A 23,429-nucleotide genomic window follows, 5' to 3' on the forward strand; every position below is an offset into this window, starting at 1 on the left:
TCTAAAAATTTATTATCAATCTTTAATCCCCTTTTTTAATTTAACTCTCTCCAATCATGCAAACTTAAGTTTTTATATCCTTTACCATAAAATATAACTAAATACACTTTATCTTTTTTAAGAGCATTGTAATTAGGCTCTGTATATTGTTTTGACTGTGTAAAATTAAAAGTCTTCCCTGACTGCAAACTTATACAGTCTATATACTTTGTTCCATCTTCATATTTACCGACAGAAGTCACCTTACATCTTTCTACATATCTTTGCTCACCTTGTGAAAAACTCAGTACTCCCATTAACATAAAAAATCCTATTATTATCTTTTTCATATCTATCATCTCCTATTTTTATTCTGCATAAAGCCTATGTATTCTTTGTCTTTTATAAAAACTTATACTATCTAATAATTTTCGGACTGTTTTCTAGATTTATTAAGTAGTTTTTGAATAACTTTATTTTCATAAGCGATTATATAATCCTCTTTTTTAAGATAGTTATGTATTTTTTTCTTTTTTATTTAATTTATCTCTTAGCATGAAATAGATCCTCATTTCTCAATTTTAATTATTTTATATTTTTAAATTTTAATAACTAAATAATTCATCAAGATAACTTACGACTTTATTAAGTAAGATTTCTTGAAGCCATGAACTTAAAATGAATAAAATTATTAAAACGATTATACACATAAATAGGTGGATTGTCAAATCAAGAGCAAAAAAGTTTTAATTTAATGGTTATGAATAAAAGGAAGAAGCAATGCAAATAATGAAAGAAAAAACAGATTAATATTTTACATTGTGTAATAAGTAAATAAATAAGTACGTATGAAAGAGGTGAAAATGATAAATATAAATGCCACTAATTTAGGAAAAAATTTATTTAATTATTTTATTTGGATGCTGCTATAACCTATAATGATGTTATCAATGTGAATACTAAAAAAGGTAATGTGCTTATAATAAAGACATATAAAAGTGTATTGCTAAAAGGTTTCTGTTATAGAATGAACATAAAACGAAAAGAAGACTTTCTTCTTATGCATTCTTATTTTTAAGTTTTTTATAGTATAAAATATTAATTGAAGATAGAATTTTTTAAATATTTATTTTTAATTATAAACTATCTGCAAAATATGATATAATAAATTTAATAAAATCAAAAGAAAGTAGGGATAAAAATGGATATAGTTCACTGTGAAGGAAAAGGTTTTTATATATATGGAGAAAATAGAGAAATTTTAGCAGAATTAGAATATAAGATGAAAGATGATATTTTAGTTTTTGATCATACAGAAGTATCGGATAAATTAAAGGGGCAGGGCATAGCAGCAAAGCTTTTAGATGAAGCCACAAAATATGCAAGAGAGAATAAATTGAAGGTAAAAGCAGAATGTTCTTATGTTGTTAAAAAATTTGAAACAGGTGCATATGATGATATAAAGATTTAAATACATAAAAAAGTTATTGCAATTTAAAATTTTTTAGATATGGATTCAAAACATTTGAAGAGCTAGAAAATGAGAGGCAATAACTTTTTTTGTATATGTTAATATATAGTTTCAATAAATTTAAGCTATAATTTAGAAGATTTTATTAGATTATGCTAGTTTAAAAATGGGGGAAAAATGTCAAATTACATTATTTCAAAAATATATCCTAATGATAAAAAAAATTATGACTTAATAGAAAAATTATTATTGCAAGAAAATATAAAAAAGGATGAAAATTTAGATTACACTTGTGCAATGTTCAATGAAAGTATGGAGATAATAGCAACAGGAAGTTGTTTTGGCAATACCTTACGTTGTCTTGCTGTAGATAGCAAATATCAAGGGGAAGGTTTACTAAATCAGATAATAAGTCATCTAATAGATTTTCAATTTTCCAGAGGTATAACTCATCTATTTGTTTATACGAAAAGTTCAGCAGCTAAATTTTTTAGAGATTTAGGTTTCTTTGAAATCATAAGAATAGAGGATCAAATTGTATTTATGGAAAATAGAAGAAGAGGTTTTAGTGAATATCTTGAAAATTTGGAAAAACATAAGAAAACAGGGAAAAATATAGCGGCCCTTGTAATGAATTGCAACCCTTTTACCCTAGGACATCAATATTTAATAGAGAAAGCAGCTAAAGAAAATGACTTTTTGCATTTATTTATGGTTAGTGAAGACAGCAGTTTAGTTCCTTTTGAAGTCAGGAAAAAACTTATTATTGAGGGAACAGCTCATTTAAAAAATATAATTTATCATGAAACAAAAGATTACATAATAAGTTCTGCCACTTTTCCAAGCTATTTTCAAAAAGATAATATTGCAGTCATAGAAAGTCAGGCTAATCTAGATATAAGTATTTTTATAAAGATAGCTAAGGTTTTAAACATTAACAAGCGTTATGTTGGCGAAGAACCAAATAGTTTAGTAACCAATATTTATAATAAAATTATGGAAAAGAAATTAGTAGAGGAAAATATAGAATGTATAGTGATTCCTAGGAAAAAATATGATGAAGATAAAGTGATAAGTGCTTCAAAAGTTAGGCAGGCAATAAAAGATGGAGATTTTGATTTGTTGGAACAACTCGTTCCTAAAACTACATTGGACTTTTTTTTATCCGAAAAAGCGAAATCAGTTATTACAAGGATAAGAGAGGCTAAAAACGTAATACATTATTAGAGGAGAACATATGAAAGGGAAAGAAGTAAAGGCAGATGAAATTTTACTTTCTAGGGAAAAAAGATTGAATTATCAAAATAGTTTAATAAAAAAATATAATATGCCAATAATTTCTTTTACTATGAATATACCTGGACCTATAAAAACAAATGAAAGTATAAGGAAAGCCTTTAATTATGCGAAAAAAGAACTTTTAAAAAGTTTAGAAAAAAATAAAATGAAAATTTTAGAACTTTTAGAATTTTATGAGAATACAGGGGATGTATTATTTATTGTTGTGGATGGTGAAACAGAAAAGTTAAAAGATATAGCCATAGAGCTTGAAGAAAGAGAAGAGATAGGTAGACTTTTTGATATGGATGTAATAGATATAAATTTTAAAAAATTATCAAGGTCATCATTTAGAAAGTGCCTTATTTGTAATAAACAAGCTCAGGAGTGTGGAAGGGCGAGAAGCCATTCTGTTGAAGAATTACAGTGTAAGGTTATGGAGCTTTTAAAAAATATTAAAATAAAATGAATTAAAAGCTTTTATATGTTATAATAAAAACAATCATTTAAAAATGTGAGTTTTTAGAATGAATAAGTAAAAATAGAGATAAAAAGATAATTTATAAGAATTTTATAGGTAGAAATATTATGAATGAAAAAAGTAAAAATCAAATATATCAGTTAGAATTTTTAAAGAAACAGAAGATAGAAGAAATTTTTGGTCTAAGTGAAGAAAGTAAAAAAAAGAAAAATATAGATTTTAAGAGATTGAAAAAGTTAATTTTCTTTTTTATGCTTATTTTTATAAGTTTTACAATATTTTTTTTATGGAAAAAATATATTGAATTTCAAAAATATGTTGAAAATACAAGGGAAAGTATTATTTTAGCTGAAAAATATAAAGAAGAGCAGTCAGTTAAAGAAGAAGAGGAGAGAAAAAAGCAAGAAGGCTTGGAGGAAGAAAGACTAAGAAAAGAAAAAGAGTTAAAAGATTTAAAAAAGCTTAGTTTTGAGACTATAAACAATCTTCCTGATGAAAAAAAAGAAGTTATGCTTAATATTATTCCAAGTGGTAATCCATTGAATGGTGAAATAGATATAATGAAAGCTTTTGGAATAAAATCACAATCAGCAAGCAATCAAAAAAAGTTGCATCAAGGTATTGATTTAAGACTTACAGTTGGGAATGATGTTATGTCAACAGCTATAGGCAAGGTTAGCTATGCAGGGAAGAAAGAAGGTTATGGATATGTGGTAGTGGTAGATCATATGTATGGCTTTCAAACTGCTTATGCATATTTAGATAAGGTCTATGTCAAATTTGGAGAAATAGTTGGAAAAGGTAAAGTTATTGCACTTGGAGGAAAGTCTAGTATATCAGCTGAACCGCATCTTTACTATGAAGTTAGATATAAGGGCTTACCTATTAATCCACAAAATTTTATAGAATGGAACAAGAAACAATTTAATATAGTTTTTGAAAATGAAAGGAGTGTGCCATGGGATTATTTTCTAACGATAATGGGAAAAAATTAAAGGACGAGGGGGCAAGTACTAGCTTAGCAACGAGAGAAAATGAAGTAAATAGTGTTTGTTTAATCTCTAAAGAAACTCTTATAAAGGGAACAATAGAGACAGCATCAATGTTTCAATTGGAAGGAGTTTTAGAAGGAGATATAAAAAGTGAGAGTCTTGTTCATATTGGAATTACAGGAAGAGTGAAGGGAAATATAGACACAGAATCACTATTAGTTGACGGAGAAGTTTTTGGAGAAGTAAGTGCTGAAAGAGTGGAAATTGGTAAAACAGGGAAAGTTTTTGCTAATATAATATCTAATGTTTTTGTCATACAGGAGGGAGGTTTGTTTGAAGGAACAAAAAAAACTAAAATCAATCCTGTGAATGAAGAAGAAAAATTAAAATTAGAAAGTAAGAGTGAAGATTCATTTGAAGAAGAGCCAGAAGAAGACTAAGGCAAAATTTTATTTTTTGAGGAGAAATGAATATGCAGAAGCGTTTACTAAATTGTTTTTCTAGTGATTTTATAAATATTACAAAAGAAGAGTTAAAATCAGCAATAAAAGCCAATGAAGGTAGAACAATAGTTTCAGAAAATATAGTGACACAGGAACCTTTTTCACATGGGATAACAAACAGTGAAGTTGCACGTGCCTTTGGAGCTGATTTAATTTTGTTAAATACATTTGATATGGATAAAAAATTTATTTGGGGTTTAGAAGAAAGTAAAGATCCGATAAATTTGCTAAAAAAATTAGTGGGTAGACCTATAGGCGTAAATTTAGAACCTGTTGATTTCTCTGCTTCAATGTTAGAAAAAATAGATTTAATCCCTAAGGGAAGAATATGCTCAAAAGAGTCATTAAAAGAAGCTAGTGAACTAGGATTTGATTTTATTTGTTTGACAGGAAATCCAGCAACTGGTGTGAGTAACAGAGAAATTGCAAAGGCAGTAAAATTAGCAAAGGAGTTTTTTAATGGACTTATCATAGCTGGGAAAATGCATGGTTCTGGAGTTGATGAGGATTTTATAAATCTAGCATCTATAAAAGAGTTTATTGAAAGTGGAGCGGATGTTATTATGGTTCCAGCAGTTGGAACTATTCCTGGATTTACACAGGATAAATTAGTAGAGATCGTAAATTTTGTTAAAAGACATAATTGTTTAATTATGACTGCAATAGGGACAAGCCAAGAGAGTGGAAGAAAAGAAATGATAAGAGAAATAGCTATACAGAATAAAATTGCAGGAGCAGATATTCAACATATAGGAGATGGAAGTCATTCGGGAATAGCACCTTATGAGAATATTTTTGAAATGTCTTTGGCACTGAGAGGAACAAGACATACTATAAGGCTTATTGCAGCTTCTATAAATAGATAAGAAAAGGGATTGTTGTATTTTAAGATTTTATAAATTTTGCAACAATCCCTTTTAAATTTTAGTCAATTTCTCTAATAGATTTCACTAATCCAGCTAAATTTTGTAATTCACTAGGAATTATAATTTTAGTTGCTTGACCATTGGAAACTTTTTCAAATGTTTCAAGCGACTTTAAAGCTAGAATTTCTTTCTCTGGTTTAGCGCTATTTAATACTTTTATTGCTTCAGCTTGGGCTTTTTGTATTTCTAAAATAGCTTGAGCTTTTCCTTCAGCTTCTTTAATTCTAACTTCCTTTTCTGCCTCAGCCCTTAAAATAGCGGAACGCTTTTCTCCTTCAGCAACTAAAATAGCAGACTCTCTTAAGGCTTGAGCTTCAAGAATTTTAGCTCTCTTTTCTCTTTCGGCCTTCATTTCTTTTTCCATTGCAACTCTGATATCATTTGGAGGGAGAATAGATTTTAATTCAACTCTGTTTACTTTTATTCCCCAAGGATCAGTAGCTTCATCTAATTCTTGACGCATTTTAGTATTGATTATATCTCTTGAAGTAAGTGTTTCATCAACTGTCATATCTCCAATTATATTTCTTAAAGTGGTAGCAGTCAAATTTTCAATAGCAGAGATAGGTCTTTCAACTCCATAAGTATAAAGCTTAGGATCAGTAATTTGAAAATAAACAACAGTATCAATTTGCATAGTGGCATTATCTTTAGTTATAACAGCTTGAGGCTCAAAGTCAACAACCTGCTCTTTTAAAGATACAATTCTTGAAACCCTATCAAAAAAAGGATTGATAAAATTAAGCCCTGAACGAAGAGTAGAAGAATATTTCCCTAACTTTTCTACTATATAAACTTGAGATTCAGGAATTATTTTTATAGCTTTTAAAGCTATAAAAGTTATAAGAACTAATAACAAAATAAAAAATGGAATATAAAACATAAAAACCTCCTCAATTATTTTTTTATAATAATTTTATTACCTTTAAATTCATCTATAATGACTATGTCATTTTTGCTAAAAGTATCAGAGCTTATTGCAGTCCATATAGAGCCTTTAAATTTAACTTCATAAATTTTTTCCCTATGACTTGTATCAACAACTTTTTCAATACTAACTTTAGTACCTACCATTGAAGCATCAAAATTTTCTTTATTTTTTGAAAGGTATTTTTTAGCATAAGGTCTTGTAAAGAGCATAAAAAATATAGAAAGAATTGTAAATGTTAAAATTTCAAAATTTAAATTTTTAAAAGCAAAGGCAACAATAACAGTAAATATAGCTGCAATTGCAAACCAAATTGTAATAAGAGTAGGAATAAGTATCTCAAGAATAACGAAAATAAAAGTTAAAATAAGCCAAAATGTACTTCCCATAATAACACCTCACTATATTTTTTATTTATTATAGCATAAGAGTACAGTACTTTGTAGAAAATAAATTATTATCTATATTCAAAGGTAAATAGCGTAATCTTTTTTTTAAGAATGTTTAATAAAAATACAGTTATAAAAAATACATAGCAAAAAATGAAAAATATGCTATAATAATAAAAAATGAATTAAAAATTCTTTTTAAATTAATTTTTATGAATTATATTATAAAATAAGGAGGAAGTAGTATGTTTAGTTATTTACAAAAAATAGGAAAAGCGTTAATGGTACCAGTTGCTGTTCTACCTGCAGCGGCAATACTTATGGGTATAGGTTACTGGATAGATCCTACAGGTTGGGGTGCAAATAGCCAATTAGCAGCATTTTTAATAAAAGCAGGGGCAGCTATAATTGATAATATGCCTATCTTATTTGCTATAGGAGTTGCTTATGGGCTTTCAAAGGATAAAAATGGTGCAGCAGCTCTTACTGGTTTAGTAGCCTTTCAAGTTGTTACTACCTTGCTTTCAAAGGGTGCAGTAGCTCAAATTACTGGAACTCCTATTGAAGAGGTGTCTCCTGCCTTTGGTAGAATAAATAACCAATTTATTGGAATACTTTGTGGTGTTATCTCAGGAGAGTTATACAATAGATTTTCTAATGTAGAATTACCAAGATTTTTAGCATTTTTTAGTGGAAAGAGATTTGTTCCTATTTTAACATCGGTTGTGATGATATTTGTTTCTTTTATACTACTTTATGTATGGCCAGTTATATTTGCAGGTCTAGTTGGATTTGGAACTAGCATAGCTAAAATGGGAGCTGTAGGAGCAGGTGTATATGGTTTCTTAAACAGACTTTTAATTCCAGTTGGTTTACACCATGCACTAAACTCAGTTTTCTGGTTTAATGTGGCTGGAATAAATGATATAGGAAGATTCTGGGGAAGTCCTGAACTTGCATATGCAGATTTACCAGCAGTATTAGAAGGGACATACCATGTTGGAATGTACCAAGCAGGATTTTTCCCAATTATGATGTTTGGACTTTTAGGAGCTTGTCTTGCATTTATTCAAACATCAAAATCAGAAAATAAAACTAAAATAGCATCTATAATGATGGCAGCAGGTTTCACTAGTTTCTTTACGGGTGTAACAGAACCAGTTGAGTTTGCATTTATGTTTGTTGCTCCAGCTCTATATCTATTGCATGCTGTGTTAACAGGAATTGCAGTATTTTTAGCAGCTTCATTTAATTGGATGGCAGGTTTTGGTTTCTCAGCAGGATTTGTAGATTTTGTATTATCTTTAAAGAATCCAAATGCAAATAGTCCATTTATGTTACTTATATTAGGTCTAGTTTTCTTTGTAATCTATTACTTAATATTTGTTACAGCGATAAAGATGTTTAATTTAAAAACTCCAGGAAGAGAAGATACAGAGGAAGAAATTATAGAAGAAAAAAATACAAAAGTTTCTCATAGTCAATTAGCATCAAGTATAATCCCTCTATTAGGTGGAGCTGAAAATATAGAAGAAGTTGATTACTGTACAACTAGATTGAGATTAAGAGTTAAAGAAAGTGCAAATGTGGATGAGGTAAAAATAAAAAAATTAGTTCCTGGAATATTAAAACCTTCAAAAAATGCAGTTCAAGTTATAATTGGTCCACAAGTTGAATTTGTAGCTGATGAAATCAAAAGATTATTGGGAAAATAAAAGTCAAATAAAAATCATATTTTAAATGAAAGGTAATAGATAGTATATTAAATATCTTAGAAGTATAAATAAAGAAACTAGTGCAAATTTGCACTAGTTTCTTTTATATGTGTCTATAGCTAAATCAGAAATTAAATATATTTTTATTCAATCAGTTCTTTTAAATTATTAATATAGATTGTTGGATAAATTTTAAATTTATCTATATCTTTTTTAGAGTGGACTCCAGTACAAACCATTACAGTTTCAATTTTAGAGTCATAACCAAGTTTTATATCAGTTTCTAAATTATCTCCAATTAAGATTATATCTTCTTTTTTTAGATTATATTCAACAAATAGCATTTCTAAAATTTTTGAGTAGGGTTTACCTATTTTTATACTTTCACTTTGAGTAGCATATTCAAGCATAGCTACTACTGAGCCATTTCCAGCATCAAATTTACCATTATTTGGTAAGAGTCTATCAGTGTTTGTTGCAATGAATTTTGCACCATTTAATATACTGTGAATAGCAGTGGAATATTTTTTGTAGTCAGCATTTCTATCAAGCCCTACAAAGACAAAATCAGCATTATCTTCAACTAAAGAAAAACCTTCATCTTTTAAAGCTTCAATCAGTCCTTCTTCGCCAATAGCAAAACATTTTCTTTCAGGAAAATTTTTAGCAATATATTTAGCGGAAGCTATGGCTGAAGTGAAGAAATCTTCCTCTTTTATATTTTTAAAACCTAAATTTAACATATGCTCCTTAGCTTGTTTTCTAGTTCTTGTTGCATTATTAGTTAAAAAAATATATGGAATACCTTTTTGTTGTAAGTAAATTATAAATTCTTTAGCACCGTCAATATTTTTATTTCCACTATACATAGTTCCATCTAAATCAATAACATATGTTTTCATTTTTTTACCTCAATAAAATATTTTTATATAGATTATAGAAAAAAAGCAAAGAAATTTCAAGTTATGCTATAGATATTAGATAAAAAGATTAGTATTTGCTTCATCTGCTTCTCCAAGATATTGAGCAACTCCACCAAAATCAATTCCTTCAATCAATTCCTCTTTACTAATACCCATAGCCTCCATAGACATTGTGCAAGCAATCATATTTATATTATTTTTCTTAGCTTCTTCTAAAAGTTCAGCTAAGGAAATCAATCCTTTTTTTCTCATAACGAGCTCCATCATTTTTCTCCCCATACCAGCAAAATTCATTTTAGAAAGAGGAAGTTTTCTCCAAGAACTAGGTAAGCAAAGAGCAAACATTTTATCTAAGAAAGATTTTTTTATCTTAACAGTTTTTTCTTTCTTTAGAAGAGAAAGTCCCCAGAATGTAAAAAAGATAGTAACTTTTTTACCCATGGCAACAGCACCATTAGCTAAAATCAATGAAGCTATAGCTTTATCATAGTCGCCACTAAAAAATATAAGAGTCATATTATTTTTATCTTCTTTTATTCTAGTATTTTCTTTAATATTTTGAGATGAATCTTTTTCTAAAATAACATTTATAAGACCTTTATTATTTGTTATAGATAATATTTTATTTCCACTTGATTTAGCCCAAGCTTGCACATCGTTTCTAAAAGCAGGATCAGAAGCAATAACCCTTATTTTTTGACCTAAGGAAAGACCCTCCATCTTTGTTTTTAAAGTTAATAATGGGCCTGGACACGCAAGACCTGTTAAATTTAGTTCCTCAATATCTAAAATATCATTATTTTCTATATGTTTTCCACCTTGAGCCGCAGAATCATCTCTGTTAGAAATTTTAAAGTACTTTGAAAGCATTTTATATCCACCAGAAATATTTTTTACTTTAAATCCAGCTTGAGTTAAAATTCTAGCTGCTATATAACCACGAAGACCAACAGCACAAAAAACCCAGATTTCCTTTTCTTTATTTAATTTTTCCAAATTGTTACGCAGTTCATCAACAGGTATAAAAAGAGTATTTTTTATAGATGTTGTTGCGACTTCTTCTTCAGTTCTAACATCTAAAAGTATATGCTTTTCTGGATTGAAGAGTTTCATTTCCTCCTCAGAAGCAATTACAGCTACAAAATTTTCATATATGTTTCTAGCAATGAAGCCTCCCATATTAGGTATTGATTTAGCACTGCCAAATGGAGGAGCATAGCAAAGTTCTAATTCAGACAAATCGTATATCGTGCCTTTAAAGTGCATAGTAGTGGCAATAGAATCTATAAATTTATCCACTCCCTCATAGCCCACAGTTTGTGCACCTAATATTTGTCCGCTATCTTTTTCGAAAAGTATTTTACAATGTAATTGAGTCGCGTTAGGATAGTAGCCTGCATGAGAATTGGGATAAAAAATAACAGTGGAATAATTAATTTTCTCCTGTTTTAATATTCTTTCATTCTTACCTGTGGCAGCAGCAACCATATCAAAAATTTTTATAATGGAAGTTCCCATACTTTTTTTATATTTTTCTTTTTGTCCAGCTATATTATTGGCAACTATTCTACCTTGTCGGTTTGCAGGTCCAGCTAATGCAAAACCTGGTATAGCATCACCAAGAGCATAAATATTTTTAAAATTAGTTTCTAAGTATTCATTGACAATTATATTTCCTCTTTCGTTTAAAATTATTCCACTGTCTTTTAAAAAATCTGTGTCAGGCTGAACGCCTATTGCTGAGATGACTAAGTCAACAGAAATTTTATTGTTGTCATCTAAAAAAATATCTATAGCTTTATCCTTATCATAAAATTTTATAACTTTTTTTGAAAGATGTAACAAAATATTATTCTCTTTCATTTTTTCTTCTAATTCTTCTGAGAAATCTGAGTCAAAAGGAGATAGTATATGTGGAGCAGCTTCTATTAAATGAGTTTGAAGGCTTAAGTGTCTTAAATTTTCTGCCATCTCTACACCAATAAATCCTCCTCCTATAACAGCGACAGATTTAACATTTTCAGACTTAATTTTTTTAATTATTTTATCCATATCTGGTATATTTCTAAGTGTACAAATCTTATCTGATTCTATTCCTTCTATTTTTGGTATAAAGGGTTTTGCACCTGGGGATAAGATTAAATAGTCAAAAGTTTCCTCATATATTTCCCCAGATTTTTTCTGGACACTTATAAATTTTTCAGAAGCTGAAACTTTTATTACATTTGAAAAAATTCTGACATCTATGTTAAATCGATTTTTAAAACTTTCAGGTGTCTGTATAATTAAACTATCTCTATCGGCTATAATACCACCTATGTGATAAGGTAGACCGCAGTTAGCAAAAGAAGGGTATTCTCCCCTATCAAACATAATAATTTCAAAATTTTCAGACAGTCTTCTCAATCTTGTTGCAGCACTTGCTCCTCCTGCAACAGCACCTACAATAAGAATTTTTTTCTTCATTTTTTATCCTCCTCACAATATAATTCACGAAGTAGATTCATAAATTTTGACATACGCAAATCTAATACAGAATAATAAACAAACTGACCTTCTTTTTCATCTTTTAATAATTTATTTGATTTTAAAATTTGTAGCTGTTGTGAAATCGAAGGTTGGGAATATTTAGGAAACAGCTCTCTCAGTTCATTTACATTCAATTTGCCTCTCTCAGATAAGTAGCATACTATGCCCAATCTTAAAGGATTAGAAAGTAACTTAAAAATTTCAGCAACTTCTAAAATTTGTTTTTCTTTACTCATATAAAGCTCCTTACATAATTATATAATAATATTATAATATATTTATATCATAATTTGTTATTTTTTTCAAATAAAAAATTGCTATATTTTAGAAATTTTACAGAAATTATTAGTTGATACTCTATAATTTTTTATATAAAAAAGAAAATTATATTGACTGAGCCTCACTAACAAAATGCCTTAAAGCTTCCACCCTTCAAAAACTAAGTTTTTTTTGATTATTCGATAAATAACTTTCCTAGATATTAAAAAAAGCGACTGTTGTCGCCGTAAAAAATATTTTTAAATTAAAAAAGCTTTTTATACTCTTTGATAGATTTATTAAAATAATAAAAAATTAATAAAAAGAGAAAAGTAGCTAGCCAAATGGAACGATTAAAAAAAACAGAGCTTAAGTAAAAAGCAAGGGAAGCACCACTTATAAAAGAAATTATCATAATTAGATGGCTCAATGAAAAGATTAACTTTTCTTTATTTTTAGTTCTTAAATATCTTACAAGATTAGTAGCAGTTTGTTTTAAATGGTTGGTGCAAAAACCAGTTGCCATTCCCATTCCATGAGCTTTTTCAAATGTGGCAAATTGCATGGCGACAATAAAAGCTATTGGATAAAGAAAAACTTCAAAGGCTATATTTTCTGGTAGGAAACCTAAAACTAAGGTTACTATAAGAGAAAAAATTAGCAAAAATCTCTCCCAAATATAATTTTTTTTCTCATTAATTTTTTTTGAAAGATACTCAGCAAGCATAAGAGCAATAAAATAAACTAGGAGTAGGATAAAAGTATTTTTGATGACAAGGCTATCAAAATTTCCTATGCCTGACGAAAGTAAAATCATATTTCCAGTTTGTGCATTTACAAAGAGTTTACCTTTTAATGAAAAAGTAAAACCGCCTAAATAACCACCTACAAAGACTAAAGATGAAAAAAGCCAAAGTCTTTCATTTGGTGGAAAAGCGATGTTATTATTAAAAAAATTTTTTAGTTTTTTATACATGGAGTTCTCCTTATTGATACTCTTATAAATAATTTACATTATAACATAAATAAGAAATTCTAATTAGAAAAATTTATTGATTTTTTTATTAAAATGCTATAATATAGGCAGAAGTTTTTGAAGGAGTAGACTTATGGAAAGGTATAGTATAAAAAACAGAGAATTTTTAGATGTAAATGATGTTGAAACAGAAAAAGGGAAAAGCTATGGTTTTACTCAAGAATGGTTCAAAGATGATTATCAAGTTTTAGCTGGCTGTGGAGCAACAGTGGCTTCAACTATTTTGACTTACTATGAACAGTGTAAAAATTTTAAAAAATTAGAAATAGTAGATGTTCTACCTAAAATGGAAGAATTATGGAAATATTTACCCCCGATAAAAGGTAAGGGTTTAAATTCAACTAAACTTTTTTATGATGGCATATTGAAATATTTTAAAGATAGAAATATAGATATAAAATACAGTTATATTGATATAGATATAAAGAATAAAATTTCATTGGAGGAAATAATATCCTATTTAAAAAATGAAATTTCTAATAATAGACCAGTAGCTTTTTTAAATCTCTGCAATGGAGAAGAAAATATTTTAGATAAGTGGCATTGGGTTACAGTATATGAACTGTTTAAAGATAATTTTGAAGGCAAGGAGGAATACTTTTTAAAAATTTTAGATGATAGGGAAATAAAAAAGATAAATTTGAGTTTATGGTATAGAACTATAAAAAATGATGGAGGCTTTGTGAGTTTTTATTTTTAAGATTAAACTTTATAAAAAGTATATAAGTCTAATAATATAGTAATAGTAATATTTTATTTTTTATAAGATTTAGGAGGACTGTCAGATGAAAGGAAAAAAAATAATATCATCTTTATTAATAGCAACAACATTGGTAGGTTGTACAGCAGCAGATGATCTTGGAGGTTTCTCTGGAAGAGGAAAAGGAACAGTTGGAGGTGCAGCAGCAGGTGCATTAGTAGGTCAATTAATAGGTAAAGACACAAAGTCTACCTTAATAGGAGCTGGAGTTGGAAGTTTATTAGGACTTACTTGGGGAGCTTATTTAGATAGACAAGAAGCAGCATTGAAGGATTCTTTAAAGGATAGTCCAGTAAAAGTTTCAAGAGAGGGAGAAAATTTAAATATTAATTTACCTGGAGGGGTTACTTTTGCAAGTGATAGTGCAAAGATATCTTCAAGTTTTTATGCATCTTTAAATGACATAGCCAATGTTTTAGTTCAATATCCTGAAAGCAGAATATTAGTAAATGGTTATACTGATAGCACAGGAGGAGATGCTCATAATCAAGCTCTTTCAGAAAGAAGAGCAGCTAGCGTTGCAAATTATTTGATATCTAAGGGAGTTGAAAGAAATAGAATTATAGTTACAGGCTATGGAAAGAGTAATCCTATAGCAACTAATACAACGGAAGCAGGGAAGCAGGCAAATAGAAGAGTTGAGGTAAAAATAGTTCCGTTGAATTAAAAATAAAAAATATAAGTAGTTAGACTGTTGTAAACTAGATTTTTTCTAAAAATACAGCAGTCTTTTTTTATTATTGTAAATATAGGTAAAATAGATTAAAATATAAGGTATGAAAAAAGATAAGGAGAGCAGATATGAAAATTGTTATTGGCTTAGGAAATCCTGGGAAACAATATGAAAATACAAGACATAATATAGGTTTTATGGCTATAGATATGCTTATAAAAAAATATGGACTTGATGAGAAATCAAAATTCCAAGCTCTTATAAGTGAAACAAATATAAAAGGAGAGAAAATTATCTTCTTAAAACCACAGACATTTATGAATTTAAGTGGAAATTCTATTATAGAAATATTAAATTTTTATAAATTAGATCCGAAGGAAGATATAATTGTTATATATGATGATATGGACTTACCTTTTGGACAACTGAGAGTAAAAGATAGGGGGAGTTCTGGTGGTCATAATGGAATAAAATCTATTATTTCACATGTGGGAGAAAATTTTATAAGGATAAAATGTGGCATAGGAAATAAAAAAAATAATGCAGTTGAACATGTGCTTGGTAAGTTTAATCAGACTGAACAAAAAGAATTAGATGAAATATTGACTGAAATAGTAAGTTGTATAGAAGCAATAATAAGTGTTCAAAATTTACCACAAGTAATGCAAATATATAATAAGAAAAAAATAATACCTTGTTAAATAACGATATATGTGTTAAAATTCTTTAGTGGAAGATAAACTATTAAATGAAAGGAGTGTTAATGATGAAATTTTTTGGTTTCAGAGGCGGAGTTCATCCCCCTGAAAATAAACTACAGACTGAAAAAATGCAAACAGAGCGACTAGCATCTCCAAATGAGCTATATGTGCCGCTTTTACAACATATAGGAGTTCCTTTGAACCCTATTGTTCAGGTTGGTGATAAGGTATTGAAAGGGCAAAAAATAGCAGAAGCAGAAGGGCTTGCAGCACCGATTCATTCTCCAGTTAGTGGAACTGTAAAGAAAATTGAAAGTAGAGTATTTCCTTTATCTGGAAAAACTATGACAGTTTTTATTGAAAATGATGGTGAAGAAAAATGGGCAGAGCTTTCTAAAATAGAAGATTGGGAAAATGCTGATAGACAAACTTTGCTAAATATGATTAAGGAAAAGGGAATAGTTGGTATAGGTGGAGCAACATTTCCAACTCATGTGAAACTAAATCCACCAGCAAATGTTAAAATTGATACTTTATTATTAAATGGAGCTGAGTGTGAACCATATTTAAATTCAGATAATAGACTTATGCTGGAAAATCCTAAATCTATTATAGAGGGTATAAAAATAATAAAGAAAATTTTAGATGTAAGAAAAGCCTATGTTGGTATAGAGGATAATAAACCAGAGGCAATAGAAAGTATGAAAAAAGCAGCTGAAGGGACAGGAATAGAAATTGTGGCATTAAAAACTAAATATCCACAAGGTGGAGAAAAACAACTTATAAAGGCTATTTTAAATAGAAAAGTTCCTTCAGGACAGTTACCGTCAGCAGTAGGAGTTGTTGTACAGAACACAGGAACAGCTGCTGCTGTATATGAGGCTATTGTAAATGGAATACCATTGATAGAAAAAATAGTGACAGTTTCTGGAAAAGCTATTAAAACTCCAAAAAATTTAAAAGTTGCAATAGGAACTCCATTTTCTTATGTGCTTGATCACTGTGGAATAGAAAGAGATAAAATGGAGAGATTAGTTATGGGTGGTCCTATGATGGGGCTTGCACAGATGACAGAAGATGCAACAATAATAAAGGGAACTTCAGGACTTTTAGCATTGACTTTAGAGGAGATGAAGCCATATAAAACAAGACCATGTATAAGTTGTTCTAAATGTGTTACAGCTTGTCCTATGGGGCTTTCTCCACTTACATATGATAGACTTGCTGCAGCTAAATTATGGGATGAGATGGCAGAACACAATCTAATGGATTGTATAGAATGTGGGTCTTGTGCTTATACTTGTCCTGCTAGTAGACCTTTAGCTGAAGCAATAAAAACAGGAAAATCAAAATTAAGAGCGAAAAAGAAATAGATTAAACTAAATTTAAGGAGGAATAAAGTGAGTACGATATTAAAAACTGGGCCGGCTCCTCATATTAGAACATCAGAAACTGTAGAATCAGTTATGTATGATGTTGTAATAGCTTTGATACCAGCCTTTCTTATGGCGATTTACTCTTTTGGAGTAAGAGCTTTAATATTAACATCTGTCTCTGTTTTAACTTGTATGGTGACTGAATATATTTGCCAGAAAGCTTTGAAGCAGGATATAAATATATTTGATGGAAGTGCAATAATAACAGGAATATTATTTGCCTTTGTAGTTCCAGTAATAATGCCTCTACAATATGTTGTAGTAGGTGCAGTTGTTGCTATAGCATTAGGAAAAATGGTCTATGGAGGGTTGGGGCATAATATATTTAACCCAGCTTTGGTAGGAAGAGCTTTTGTTCAAGCCTCATGGCCCGTTGCAATAACAACTTTTGCCTATGATGGAAAGGCAGGAGCAACTGTTTTAGATGCAATGAAAAGGGGAATACCTCTTACAGATGCATTATTAAACAACGGAAATCAATATCTGGAAGCTTTTCTAGGAAGAATGGGAGGTTGTTTAGGAGAAACATCATCATTTGCACTATTATTAGGTGGTCTTTATTTAATTTATAAAAAACATATAGATTGGAAAGTTCCAACGGTTATGATAGGAACGGTTTTTGCTTTAACTGCGCTTATGGGTGCAGATCCAGTTATGCAAATATTTTCAGGTGGACTGTATTTAGGAGCCTTTTTTATGGCTACAGATATGGTGACAAGCCCAGTTACAGATAAGGGAAGAGTAGTATTTGCATTAGGATTAGGAATTTTAATATCTTTAATAAGAATAAAAGGTGGTTATCCAGAAGGGACAGCTTATGCAATTTTGATAATGAATGGAGTTGTGCCTTTAATTGATAGATATATAAGACCTAAGAAATTTGGCGGGGTGATGAAAAATGGAAAATAGATATGTTCACTTTGGACTAGTTCTTGGGATAATAGCAGCTGTTTCAGCTGGAATTTTAGGAGGAGTCAACAGCTTTACAAGTAAAGTTATTGCAGAAAATGCTATAAAGGTAGTTAATGAAGCAAGAAGAGAAGTTCTTCCAATAGCTGTTGATTTTAAGCAAGAGGAGAAGAAAGAAGCTCAAGGAATAGAATATATTCCAGGAGTTAATGAGTCAGGAGAAGTTGTTGGTTATGTAGCATCTGTAACATCTCCTGGTTATGGTGGAGATATAAAATTTGTTTTAGGTATAGATAATGAAGCAAAAATTACAGGATTAAATGTAGTTAGTAATGCAGAAACACCAGGATTAGGAGCAAAAATAACTAACCCAGAATGGCTAGCGCTTTGGAAGGGTAGAACATCTTCATATGAATTTGATAAATCAGTAGATGCTTTTGCAGGAGCTACAATTTCTCCAAAGGCTGTCTATACTGGAATGATGAATGCTCTAAAAGTATTTGAAACAGAGGTGAGTGAATAATGAAAAAATATGGTCAAGTACTTACCGCAGGTATATTAAAAGAAAATCCAGTTTTTGTTTTATTATTAGGCTTATGTCCGACACTTGGAGTAACAGGTAGTGCAATAAATGGTCTTTCAATGGGATTAGCAGTTATAGCCGTTCTAACTTGTTCTAATTTTTTAGTATCTCTTTTTAAAAAATTTATACCATCACAAGTTAGAATACCAGCATATATAATAATTATAGCATCACTGGTTACTGTGGTTGATATGGTAATGAATGCATATACACCTGATTTATATAAGGTATTAGGTTTATTTATTCCACTTATAGTTGTAAACTGTATAGTTCTTGGAAGAGCAGAAAGTTTTGCTGCAAAAAATGGAGTAATAGAGTCAATACTTGATGGTATAGGTTCAGGGATAGGTTTTACATTGGCATTAACTTTCTTAGGAGGAGTTAGAGAAGTTTTAGGAAATGGTTCTATTTTTGGTATAGCTTTAGTTCCTGAAAATTTTCAACCAGCTTTGATATTTGTATTGGCACCAGGAGGATTTATAACAATAGGAGTTATACTTGCCTGTATGAATGTTTTAAAAAATAGAAAACCTAAGAAGAAGGAGGCTAAGTAATGAGTATAGGTGGATTATTTAGTATAATAATAAGTTCAATATTTATAAATAATATAATATTTGCAAAATTTCTAGGTTGTTGCCCATTTATGGGAGTATCAAAGAAAATTGATTCTTCATTGGGTATGGGTATGGCAGTTACATTTGTAATAACAATTGCTTCTGCTGTGACATGGATAGTTTATACATTTATTTTAAAACCTCTTGGATTAGAATATTTACAAACTATATCTTTCATATTAATAATAGCTTCTCTGGTACAATTTGTTGAGATGGCAATACAAAAAACATCTCCAAGCTTATATAAGGCATTGGGAGTATTTTTACCTCTTATAACAACAAACTGTGCTGTTCTTGGAGTTGCCATAATAAATATACAATCAGAATATAATTTCATAGAAACAATAGTTAATGGTTTTGGTGTTGCAATAGGCTTCTCATTGGCACTTCTTTTGCTAGCAGGAATAAGAGAAAAAATGGAATTTGGGGATATACCTAAAAACTTTAGAGGTATACCGATAGCTTTTGTAACTGCAGGTTTATTGGCAATGGCATTTATGGGATTTAGTGGAATGCAAATTTAGTGAAATAATACATAGATTTGGAGGTTTATATGGAAGCGATTATGATGCCAGTTGTTATTATGGGAATAACTGGAATTTTAATGGGTCTATTCCTTGCATTTGCTTCAAAGAAATTTGAAGTGGAAGTAGATCCAAAAGTAGAAGCTATAATGGCTATATTGCCTGGGGTAAATTGTGGAGGATGTGGATATCCAGGATGTACAGGTTATGCCATAGGAGTTGTGGAAGAAGGAATAAGTATGACTTTATGTGCACCTGGTGGACCAAAAGTAGCTCAGGCTATAGGAGATATAATGGGAGTTGCTGTTGAGATGCCAGTTAAGAAAAAGCCAGAAAAGAAAAAACCAGCTCCTAAACCTGCAGTACCAAGTTCTGCACCAGCAATAACAGCTTCTAAGGAATTTATAGAGAAGAATAAAAAGTCACTTAATTCATATAAGGAAGCTTTTGATGCAAAAGACGAAGAAAAGATGACTAAACTAGAAGAGTTAGCAAAGAAAGTAAAAAAAGATGAATTATTAAAATATTATGATGAAATAAAAGCTGGAATGATAGTTCCAGATCCTAATGCGCCAGCTGCATCAGGAGCAGCACTTCCTTCTATAACAGCGTCTAAAGAGTTTATAGAGAAAAATAAAAAATCATTAAATTCATTTAAAGAAGCTTTTGATGCAAAAGATGAAGAAAAGATGACTAAGCTGGAAGAGTTAGCAAAGAAAGTAAAAAAAGATGAATTATTAAAATACTACGAAGAAATAAAAAAAGGATTAGCAGTACCAGATCCAGCAACAATGGGAGCTGCACCAATTATAGAGATGATTTCTGCAACAAAAGAATTTATAGAGAAAAACAAAAAGTCATTAAATTCATATAAGGAAGCTTTTGATGCGAAAGACGAAGAAAAGATGACTAAGCTGGAAGAATTGGCAAAGAAAGTAAAAAAAGATGAGTTAATAAAATTTTACGAAGAAATAAAAGCAGGAAAAGCAGTGCCAGATCCAGCAACAATGCCAGCTTTAAGTCCAGCTGTAGAAAAAAATGTTGAAGAAAAGAAAGAAAAAGTAATTGTCAGCGAAAAAGAAAAAGAGGAACAGGCAGCAAATTACTGCTCTGTATTAGGTGATGGACTTTGTGTTCCAGAGCAAAATGAAGAAATAATAAAGTCAGGAGCTTTAGATGAAATTTTAGAGCAACCTAAAGTAGAAAAAAAAGAATTGAGCCCAGAAGAGAGAGCTAAGGCTGATGAAGCTGCAAACTATTGTAGTGTATTGGGAGATGGGCTTTGTGTTCCTGAACATAATGAGGAAATTGCTAAAGTATTAAATGAAGAAGTAAAATAAATTTTGAAAATAGCTCCTTTTTAGGAGCTATTTAATTTTTAAAATAAAATTTAAACTTATAGAACAAAAGGGGCAAAATACGAATTTGTAAAAAAAATAATAAAAAAGTGCAAATTTAAGAAATATTTATTGACTACTGCATATAAAAAAGTATAAAATGTAAAAAATATATAATTTTTAAATTATATTATTATATTAATAGGTAAACAAAATTATAAAGGGGGCAAAATGTATGAAAGTTTTTAAAACGGCTGATATCAGGAATATCTCTTTACTAGGACATAGAGGTTCTGGAAAAACTACATTGATTGAATCTCTACTTTATGTGAAAGATTATATTAAAAAAAAGGGAGATATAGAAGCGGGGACTACAGTTTCTGATTTTGATAAGGAGGAAATTCGTAGACTATTTTCAATAAATACATCTCTTATACCTATTGAACATGAAGATTGTAAATTTAATTTTTTAGATACTCCTGGTTATTTTGACTTCGTTGGAGAAGTTGTGTCTTCTCTTAGAGTTTCAGGTTCTTCAATACTTGTTTTAGATGCAACAGCAGGAGTAGAAGTTGGAACTGAAAAAGCGTGGAGAATGCTAGAAGAAAGGAAATTACCAAGAATAATATTTATAAATAAAATGGATAAAGGCTATGTGAACTATCCAAAATTACTAGTTGAATTAAAAGAAAAATTTGGAAAGAAAATAGCTCCATTTTGCATTCCAATAGGAGAAAAAGAAGAATTTAAAGGTTTCGTAAATGTTGTTGATTTAAAGGGGAGAGTTTTTAATGGAAAAGAATGTATAGATGCTCCTATTCCAACTGATATAGATGTGTCAGAAGTGAGAAACCTTTTGTTTGAAGCTGTGGCTGAAACTGATGAGGAATTAATGGAGAAGTATTTCTCTGGTGAAGAGTTTACAAGGGAAGAAATTATAAAAGGCTTACATAAGGGAGTTGTATATGGAGATATAGTTCCTGTCATTGTAGGTTCGGCTTCTCAGGGAATAGGAATACATACATTGCTTGATTTTATAAAATTATATATGCCATGTCCAACTGAATTATTCAGTGGTGAAAGAATAGGAAAAGATCCTGTTACCCAAGCAGATAAAACTATAAAAATAACTGAAGAAAATCCATTCTCAGCAATAGTTTTTAAAACTTTAGTTGACCCTTTTATAGGAAAGATATCTTTCTTTAAAGTAAACTCTGGAGTTCTTAGAAAGGATGCTGAGGTTTTAAACACAAGCAAGAATAAAAAAGAAAGAATATCACAGGTTATAACTATGCAGGGAAGCAAACAGATGGAAGTGGAGGCACTTTATGCAGGAGATATAGGTGCTACGACTAAGCTTCAATATACTCAAACAGGTGATACTCTTTGTGATAAATCTCTCTCTGTTGTTTTTAATAAAATAAATTTCCCTAAGCCTAATATTTTTTCTGGAATTGTTCCAGCTGAGAAAAATGATGATGAAAAACTAAGCACTTGTTTACAAAAGATGATGGAAGAAGACCCTACATTTGTGATGACAAGAAACTATGAAACAAAGCAACTTCTGATAGGTGGGCAAGGAGAAAAGCACATTTATATAATTTTATGCAAGATAAAAAATAAATTCGGAGTACATGCTGCAGTTGAAGATGTTATAGTTTCTTATCGTGAAACTATACTTGGCAAATCTGAGGTGCAAGGAAAGCATAAAAAACAATCAGGTGGTGCAGGGCAGTTTGGAGATGTTTTTATAAAATTTGAGCATTCAGAAGAGGAATTTGAATTTGTGGATGAAATAAAGGGAGGAGTAGTTCCTAAAAACTATATTCCAGCTGTTGAAAAGGGGCTTATAGAAGCTAAGGAAAAAGGATGCTTAGCAGGCTATCCAGTTATAAATTTTAAAGCAACTCTTTATGATGGAAGCTATCATGCTGTTGACTCCAATGAATTATCATTTAAATTAGCTGCAATACTTGCCTTTAAAAATGGAATGGAGAAGGCAAAGCCTGTTTTACTGGAGCCCGTTGTAAAAATGGAAATTATAATTCCTGAAGATTATCTTGGAGATGTTATGGGGGACTTAAATAAAAGAAGAGGTAGAGTTTTAGGTATGGAGCCAAATGAATATGGAGAGCAAGTTCTTTTAGCAGAAGTTCCAGAAGCTGAAATTCTAAAATATTCTATAGATTTAAGAGCTTTAACACAGGGTAGGGGAGAATTTTCATATGAGTTTGTTAGATATGAAGAACTGCCTGAAAATATATCAAAAAGAATTATAGAGGAAAGAGCTAAGGATAAGTAAAAATTTGCTTATATCAAATGATAAAAATTAAATAAATTCTCAAAAATAGTTCCAGAAAAAAATGGAGCTATTTTTTTTTAATAAAAAATTTTTCCTTTTCTCCCTAATTAAAAAAATGCAAAGCAGGAAATTTTCTATATTTCAAATTCAAAAAATAAATAATAAAATAATTTTAAATAAAA

24 protein-coding genes are annotated in these 23,429 nt (G+C 29.8%); 17 read left to right on the forward strand and 7 right to left on the reverse strand.

Features of this window, described 5'->3' with window-relative positions; all coding sequences use genetic code 11:
* Nucleotides 1-35: 35 nt before the first annotated feature.
* On the reverse strand, nucleotides 36-329 hold the full coding sequence (locus Q4A58_RS01010; RefSeq protein WP_303115712.1) for a ubiquinol-cytochrome C reductase: 294 nt from the start codon (nucleotides 327-329) through the stop codon (nucleotides 36-38).
* A gap of 851 nt (nucleotides 330-1,180) precedes the next feature.
* Between Q4A58_RS01010 and Q4A58_RS01015 the strand changes: the two genes are divergently transcribed.
* The 6 genes from Q4A58_RS01015 to Q4A58_RS01040 all read left to right on the forward strand — a co-directional run bounded on the left by Q4A58_RS01015 (nucleotide 1,181) and on the right by Q4A58_RS01040 (nucleotide 5,570).
* Nucleotides 1,181-1,450: a GNAT family N-acetyltransferase gene (locus tag Q4A58_RS01015; protein WP_303115714.1), complete on the forward strand. Its 270-nt coding sequence runs from the start codon at nucleotides 1,181-1,183 to the stop codon at nucleotides 1,448-1,450.
* A 177-nt stretch (nucleotides 1,451-1,627) separates the two neighbouring features.
* Nucleotides 1,628-2,677: a [citrate (pro-3S)-lyase] ligase gene (gene citC / locus Q4A58_RS01020; protein WP_303115716.1), complete on the forward strand. Its 1,050-nt coding sequence runs from the start codon at nucleotides 1,628-1,630 to the stop codon at nucleotides 2,675-2,677.
* 10 nt (nucleotides 2,678-2,687) lie between these two features.
* Entirely contained in the window at nucleotides 2,688-3,197 is a 510-nt protein-coding gene (gene citX, locus Q4A58_RS01025) for a citrate lyase holo-[acyl-carrier protein] synthase (protein WP_303115718.1), read from the forward strand.
* A 119-nt stretch (nucleotides 3,198-3,316) separates the two neighbouring features.
* On the forward strand, nucleotides 3,317-4,204 hold the full coding sequence (locus tag Q4A58_RS01030) for a M23 family metallopeptidase (protein WP_303115720.1): 888 nt from the start codon (nucleotides 3,317-3,319) through the stop codon (nucleotides 4,202-4,204).
* Nucleotides 4,168-4,641: a polymer-forming cytoskeletal protein gene (locus Q4A58_RS01035; protein WP_303115722.1), complete on the forward strand. Its 474-nt coding sequence runs from the start codon at nucleotides 4,168-4,170 to the stop codon at nucleotides 4,639-4,641. The genes Q4A58_RS01030 and Q4A58_RS01035 overlap by 37 nt, the downstream gene beginning before the upstream one ends.
* A 32-nt stretch (nucleotides 4,642-4,673) precedes the next feature.
* Entirely contained in the window at nucleotides 4,674-5,570 is an 897-nt protein-coding gene (locus Q4A58_RS01040) for a haloacid dehalogenase-like hydrolase (protein WP_303115725.1), read from the forward strand.
* A gap of 58 nt (nucleotides 5,571-5,628) precedes the next feature.
* Here Q4A58_RS01040 and Q4A58_RS01045 read toward each other — a convergent pair whose 3' ends face one another.
* Nucleotides 5,629-6,513 (reverse strand): SPFH domain-containing protein, encoded by an 885-nt coding sequence (locus tag Q4A58_RS01045; RefSeq protein ID WP_303115728.1) that lies wholly within the window; start codon nucleotides 6,511-6,513, stop codon nucleotides 5,629-5,631.
* A gap of 14 nt (nucleotides 6,514-6,527) precedes the next feature.
* Nucleotides 6,528-6,947 (reverse strand): NfeD family protein, encoded by a 420-nt coding sequence (locus tag Q4A58_RS01050; RefSeq protein WP_303115730.1) that lies wholly within the window; start codon nucleotides 6,945-6,947, stop codon nucleotides 6,528-6,530.
* Between the two features lie 245 nt (nucleotides 6,948-7,192).
* On the opposite strand from Q4A58_RS01050, the gene nagE reads away from it, so the two are divergent.
* Nucleotides 7,193-8,662 (forward strand): N-acetylglucosamine-specific PTS transporter subunit IIBC, encoded by a 1,470-nt coding sequence (gene nagE, locus Q4A58_RS01055; RefSeq protein WP_303115733.1) that lies wholly within the window; start codon nucleotides 7,193-7,195, stop codon nucleotides 8,660-8,662.
* A gap of 143 nt (nucleotides 8,663-8,805) precedes the next feature.
* On the opposite strand, the gene Q4A58_RS01060 is transcribed toward nagE, so the two are convergent.
* The 4 genes from Q4A58_RS01060 to Q4A58_RS01075 all read right to left on the reverse strand — a co-directional run bounded on the left by Q4A58_RS01060 (nucleotide 8,806) and on the right by Q4A58_RS01075 (nucleotide 13,348).
* Nucleotides 8,806-9,564, reverse strand: coding sequence for an HAD-IIA family hydrolase (locus Q4A58_RS01060; protein ID WP_303115736.1), 759 nt, complete (start codon nucleotides 9,562-9,564; stop codon nucleotides 8,806-8,808).
* 75 nt (nucleotides 9,565-9,639) lie between these two features.
* On the reverse strand, nucleotides 9,640-12,051 hold the full coding sequence (locus tag Q4A58_RS01065) for an FAD-dependent oxidoreductase (RefSeq protein WP_303115738.1): 2,412 nt from the start codon (nucleotides 12,049-12,051) through the stop codon (nucleotides 9,640-9,642).
* The gene (locus Q4A58_RS01070; RefSeq protein ID WP_303115740.1) at nucleotides 12,048-12,350 is read right to left on the reverse strand and encodes a helix-turn-helix transcriptional regulator; all 303 of its coding nucleotides are present in this window, start codon (nucleotides 12,348-12,350) and stop codon (nucleotides 12,048-12,050) included. The genes Q4A58_RS01065 and Q4A58_RS01070 overlap by 4 nt, the downstream gene beginning before the upstream one ends.
* A gap of 287 nt (nucleotides 12,351-12,637) precedes the next feature.
* Complete coding sequence (locus Q4A58_RS01075; RefSeq protein WP_303115742.1) at nucleotides 12,638-13,348, reverse strand: YoaK family protein; 711 nt, start codon at nucleotides 13,346-13,348, stop codon at nucleotides 12,638-12,640.
* A 133-nt stretch (nucleotides 13,349-13,481) separates the two neighbouring features.
* On the opposite strand from Q4A58_RS01075, the gene Q4A58_RS01080 reads away from it, so the two are divergent.
* The 10 genes from Q4A58_RS01080 (at nucleotide 13,482) to fusA (ending at nucleotide 23,247) form a co-directional block, all read left to right on the forward strand.
* Entirely contained in the window at nucleotides 13,482-14,108 is a 627-nt protein-coding gene (locus Q4A58_RS01080) for a hypothetical protein (RefSeq protein ID WP_303115745.1), read from the forward strand.
* A gap of 85 nt (nucleotides 14,109-14,193) precedes the next feature.
* A complete protein-coding gene (locus tag Q4A58_RS01085; protein WP_303115748.1) occupies nucleotides 14,194-14,835 on the forward strand; it encodes an OmpA family protein in 642 nt (213 codons plus the stop codon).
* 134 nt (nucleotides 14,836-14,969) lie between these two features.
* Nucleotides 14,970-15,542, forward strand: a complete 573-nt coding sequence (gene pth, locus Q4A58_RS01090; protein WP_303115750.1) for an aminoacyl-tRNA hydrolase — start codon at nucleotides 14,970-14,972, stop codon at nucleotides 15,540-15,542.
* A gap of 65 nt (nucleotides 15,543-15,607) precedes the next feature.
* A complete protein-coding gene (gene rsxC / locus Q4A58_RS01095; protein ID WP_303115768.1) occupies nucleotides 15,608-16,915 on the forward strand; it encodes an electron transport complex subunit RsxC in 1,308 nt (435 codons plus the stop codon).
* A 27-nt stretch (nucleotides 16,916-16,942) separates the two neighbouring features.
* Nucleotides 16,943-17,887 (forward strand): RnfABCDGE type electron transport complex subunit D, encoded by a 945-nt coding sequence (locus Q4A58_RS01100; protein ID WP_303115753.1) that lies wholly within the window; start codon nucleotides 16,943-16,945, stop codon nucleotides 17,885-17,887.
* Nucleotides 17,877-18,410, forward strand: coding sequence for an RnfABCDGE type electron transport complex subunit G (locus Q4A58_RS01105; RefSeq protein ID WP_303115757.1), 534 nt, complete (start codon nucleotides 17,877-17,879; stop codon nucleotides 18,408-18,410). Before Q4A58_RS01100 ends, Q4A58_RS01105 begins: the two co-directional genes overlap by 11 nt.
* A complete protein-coding gene (gene rsxE, locus Q4A58_RS01110; RefSeq protein WP_303115759.1) occupies nucleotides 18,410-19,024 on the forward strand; it encodes an electron transport complex subunit RsxE in 615 nt (204 codons plus the stop codon). The genes Q4A58_RS01105 and rsxE overlap by 1 nt, the downstream gene beginning before the upstream one ends.
* Nucleotides 19,024-19,608, forward strand: coding sequence for an electron transport complex subunit RsxA (gene rsxA, locus Q4A58_RS01115; RefSeq protein ID WP_303115761.1), 585 nt, complete (start codon nucleotides 19,024-19,026; stop codon nucleotides 19,606-19,608). Before rsxE ends, rsxA begins: the two co-directional genes overlap by 1 nt.
* 29 nt (nucleotides 19,609-19,637) lie before the next feature.
* On the forward strand, nucleotides 19,638-20,948 hold the full coding sequence (locus Q4A58_RS01120) for an RnfABCDGE type electron transport complex subunit B (protein ID WP_303115763.1): 1,311 nt from the start codon (nucleotides 19,638-19,640) through the stop codon (nucleotides 20,946-20,948).
* A 232-nt stretch (nucleotides 20,949-21,180) separates the two neighbouring features.
* Nucleotides 21,181-23,247 (forward strand): elongation factor G, encoded by a 2,067-nt coding sequence (gene fusA / locus Q4A58_RS01125; protein ID WP_303115766.1) that lies wholly within the window; start codon nucleotides 21,181-21,183, stop codon nucleotides 23,245-23,247.
* Nucleotides 23,248-23,429: the final 182 nt, after the last annotated feature.

The sequence above is a fragment of the Fusobacterium sp. genome (assembly GCF_030528405.1).
Taxonomy (GTDB): Bacteria; Fusobacteriota; Fusobacteriia; order Fusobacteriales; family Fusobacteriaceae; genus Fusobacterium.

Excerpts from the sequence above, each read along its gene's own strand:
- Q4A58_RS01010 (WP_303115712.1), bottom strand. The coding sequence starts at position 329 with ATGAAAAAGATAATAATAGGATTTTTTATGTTAATGGGAGTACTGAGT.
- Q4A58_RS01015 (WP_303115714.1), top strand. The coding sequence starts at position 1,181 with ATGGATATAGTTCACTGTGAAGGAAAAGGTTTTTATATATATGGAGAA.
- citC (WP_303115716.1), top strand. The coding sequence starts at position 1,628 with ATGTCAAATTACATTATTTCAAAAATATATCCTAATGATAAAAAAAAT.
- citX (WP_303115718.1), top strand. The coding sequence starts at position 2,688 with ATGAAAGGGAAAGAAGTAAAGGCAGATGAAATTTTACTTTCTAGGGAA.
- Q4A58_RS01030 (WP_303115720.1), top strand. The coding sequence starts at position 3,317 with ATGAATGAAAAAAGTAAAAATCAAATATATCAGTTAGAATTTTTAAAG.
- Q4A58_RS01035 (WP_303115722.1), top strand. The coding sequence starts at position 4,168 with ATGGGATTATTTTCTAACGATAATGGGAAAAAATTAAAGGACGAGGGG.
- Q4A58_RS01040 (WP_303115725.1), top strand. The coding sequence starts at position 4,674 with ATGCAGAAGCGTTTACTAAATTGTTTTTCTAGTGATTTTATAAATATT.
- Q4A58_RS01045 (WP_303115728.1), bottom strand. The coding sequence starts at position 6,513 with ATGTTTTATATTCCATTTTTTATTTTGTTATTAGTTCTTATAACTTTT.
- Q4A58_RS01050 (WP_303115730.1), bottom strand. The coding sequence starts at position 6,947 with ATGGGAAGTACATTTTGGCTTATTTTAACTTTTATTTTCGTTATTCTT.
- nagE (WP_303115733.1), top strand. The coding sequence starts at position 7,193 with ATGTTTAGTTATTTACAAAAAATAGGAAAAGCGTTAATGGTACCAGTT.
- Q4A58_RS01060 (WP_303115736.1), bottom strand. The coding sequence starts at position 9,564 with ATGAAAACATATGTTATTGATTTAGATGGAACTATGTATAGTGGAAAT.
- Q4A58_RS01065 (WP_303115738.1), bottom strand. The coding sequence starts at position 12,051 with ATGAAGAAAAAAATTCTTATTGTAGGTGCTGTTGCAGGAGGAGCAAGT.
- Q4A58_RS01070 (WP_303115740.1), bottom strand. The coding sequence starts at position 12,350 with ATGAGTAAAGAAAAACAAATTTTAGAAGTTGCTGAAATTTTTAAGTTA.
- Q4A58_RS01075 (WP_303115742.1), bottom strand. The coding sequence starts at position 13,348 with ATGTATAAAAAACTAAAAAATTTTTTTAATAATAACATCGCTTTTCCA.
- Q4A58_RS01080 (WP_303115745.1), top strand. The coding sequence starts at position 13,482 with ATGGAAAGGTATAGTATAAAAAACAGAGAATTTTTAGATGTAAATGAT.
- Q4A58_RS01085 (WP_303115748.1), top strand. The coding sequence starts at position 14,194 with ATGAAAGGAAAAAAAATAATATCATCTTTATTAATAGCAACAACATTG.
- pth (WP_303115750.1), top strand. The coding sequence starts at position 14,970 with ATGAAAATTGTTATTGGCTTAGGAAATCCTGGGAAACAATATGAAAAT.
- rsxC (WP_303115768.1), top strand. The coding sequence starts at position 15,608 with ATGAAATTTTTTGGTTTCAGAGGCGGAGTTCATCCCCCTGAAAATAAA.
- Q4A58_RS01105 (WP_303115757.1), top strand. The coding sequence starts at position 17,877 with ATGGAAAATAGATATGTTCACTTTGGACTAGTTCTTGGGATAATAGCA.
- rsxE (WP_303115759.1), top strand. The coding sequence starts at position 18,410 with ATGAAAAAATATGGTCAAGTACTTACCGCAGGTATATTAAAAGAAAAT.
- rsxA (WP_303115761.1), top strand. The coding sequence starts at position 19,024 with ATGAGTATAGGTGGATTATTTAGTATAATAATAAGTTCAATATTTATA.
- Q4A58_RS01120 (WP_303115763.1), top strand. The coding sequence starts at position 19,638 with ATGGAAGCGATTATGATGCCAGTTGTTATTATGGGAATAACTGGAATT.
- fusA (WP_303115766.1), top strand. The coding sequence starts at position 21,181 with ATGAAAGTTTTTAAAACGGCTGATATCAGGAATATCTCTTTACTAGGA.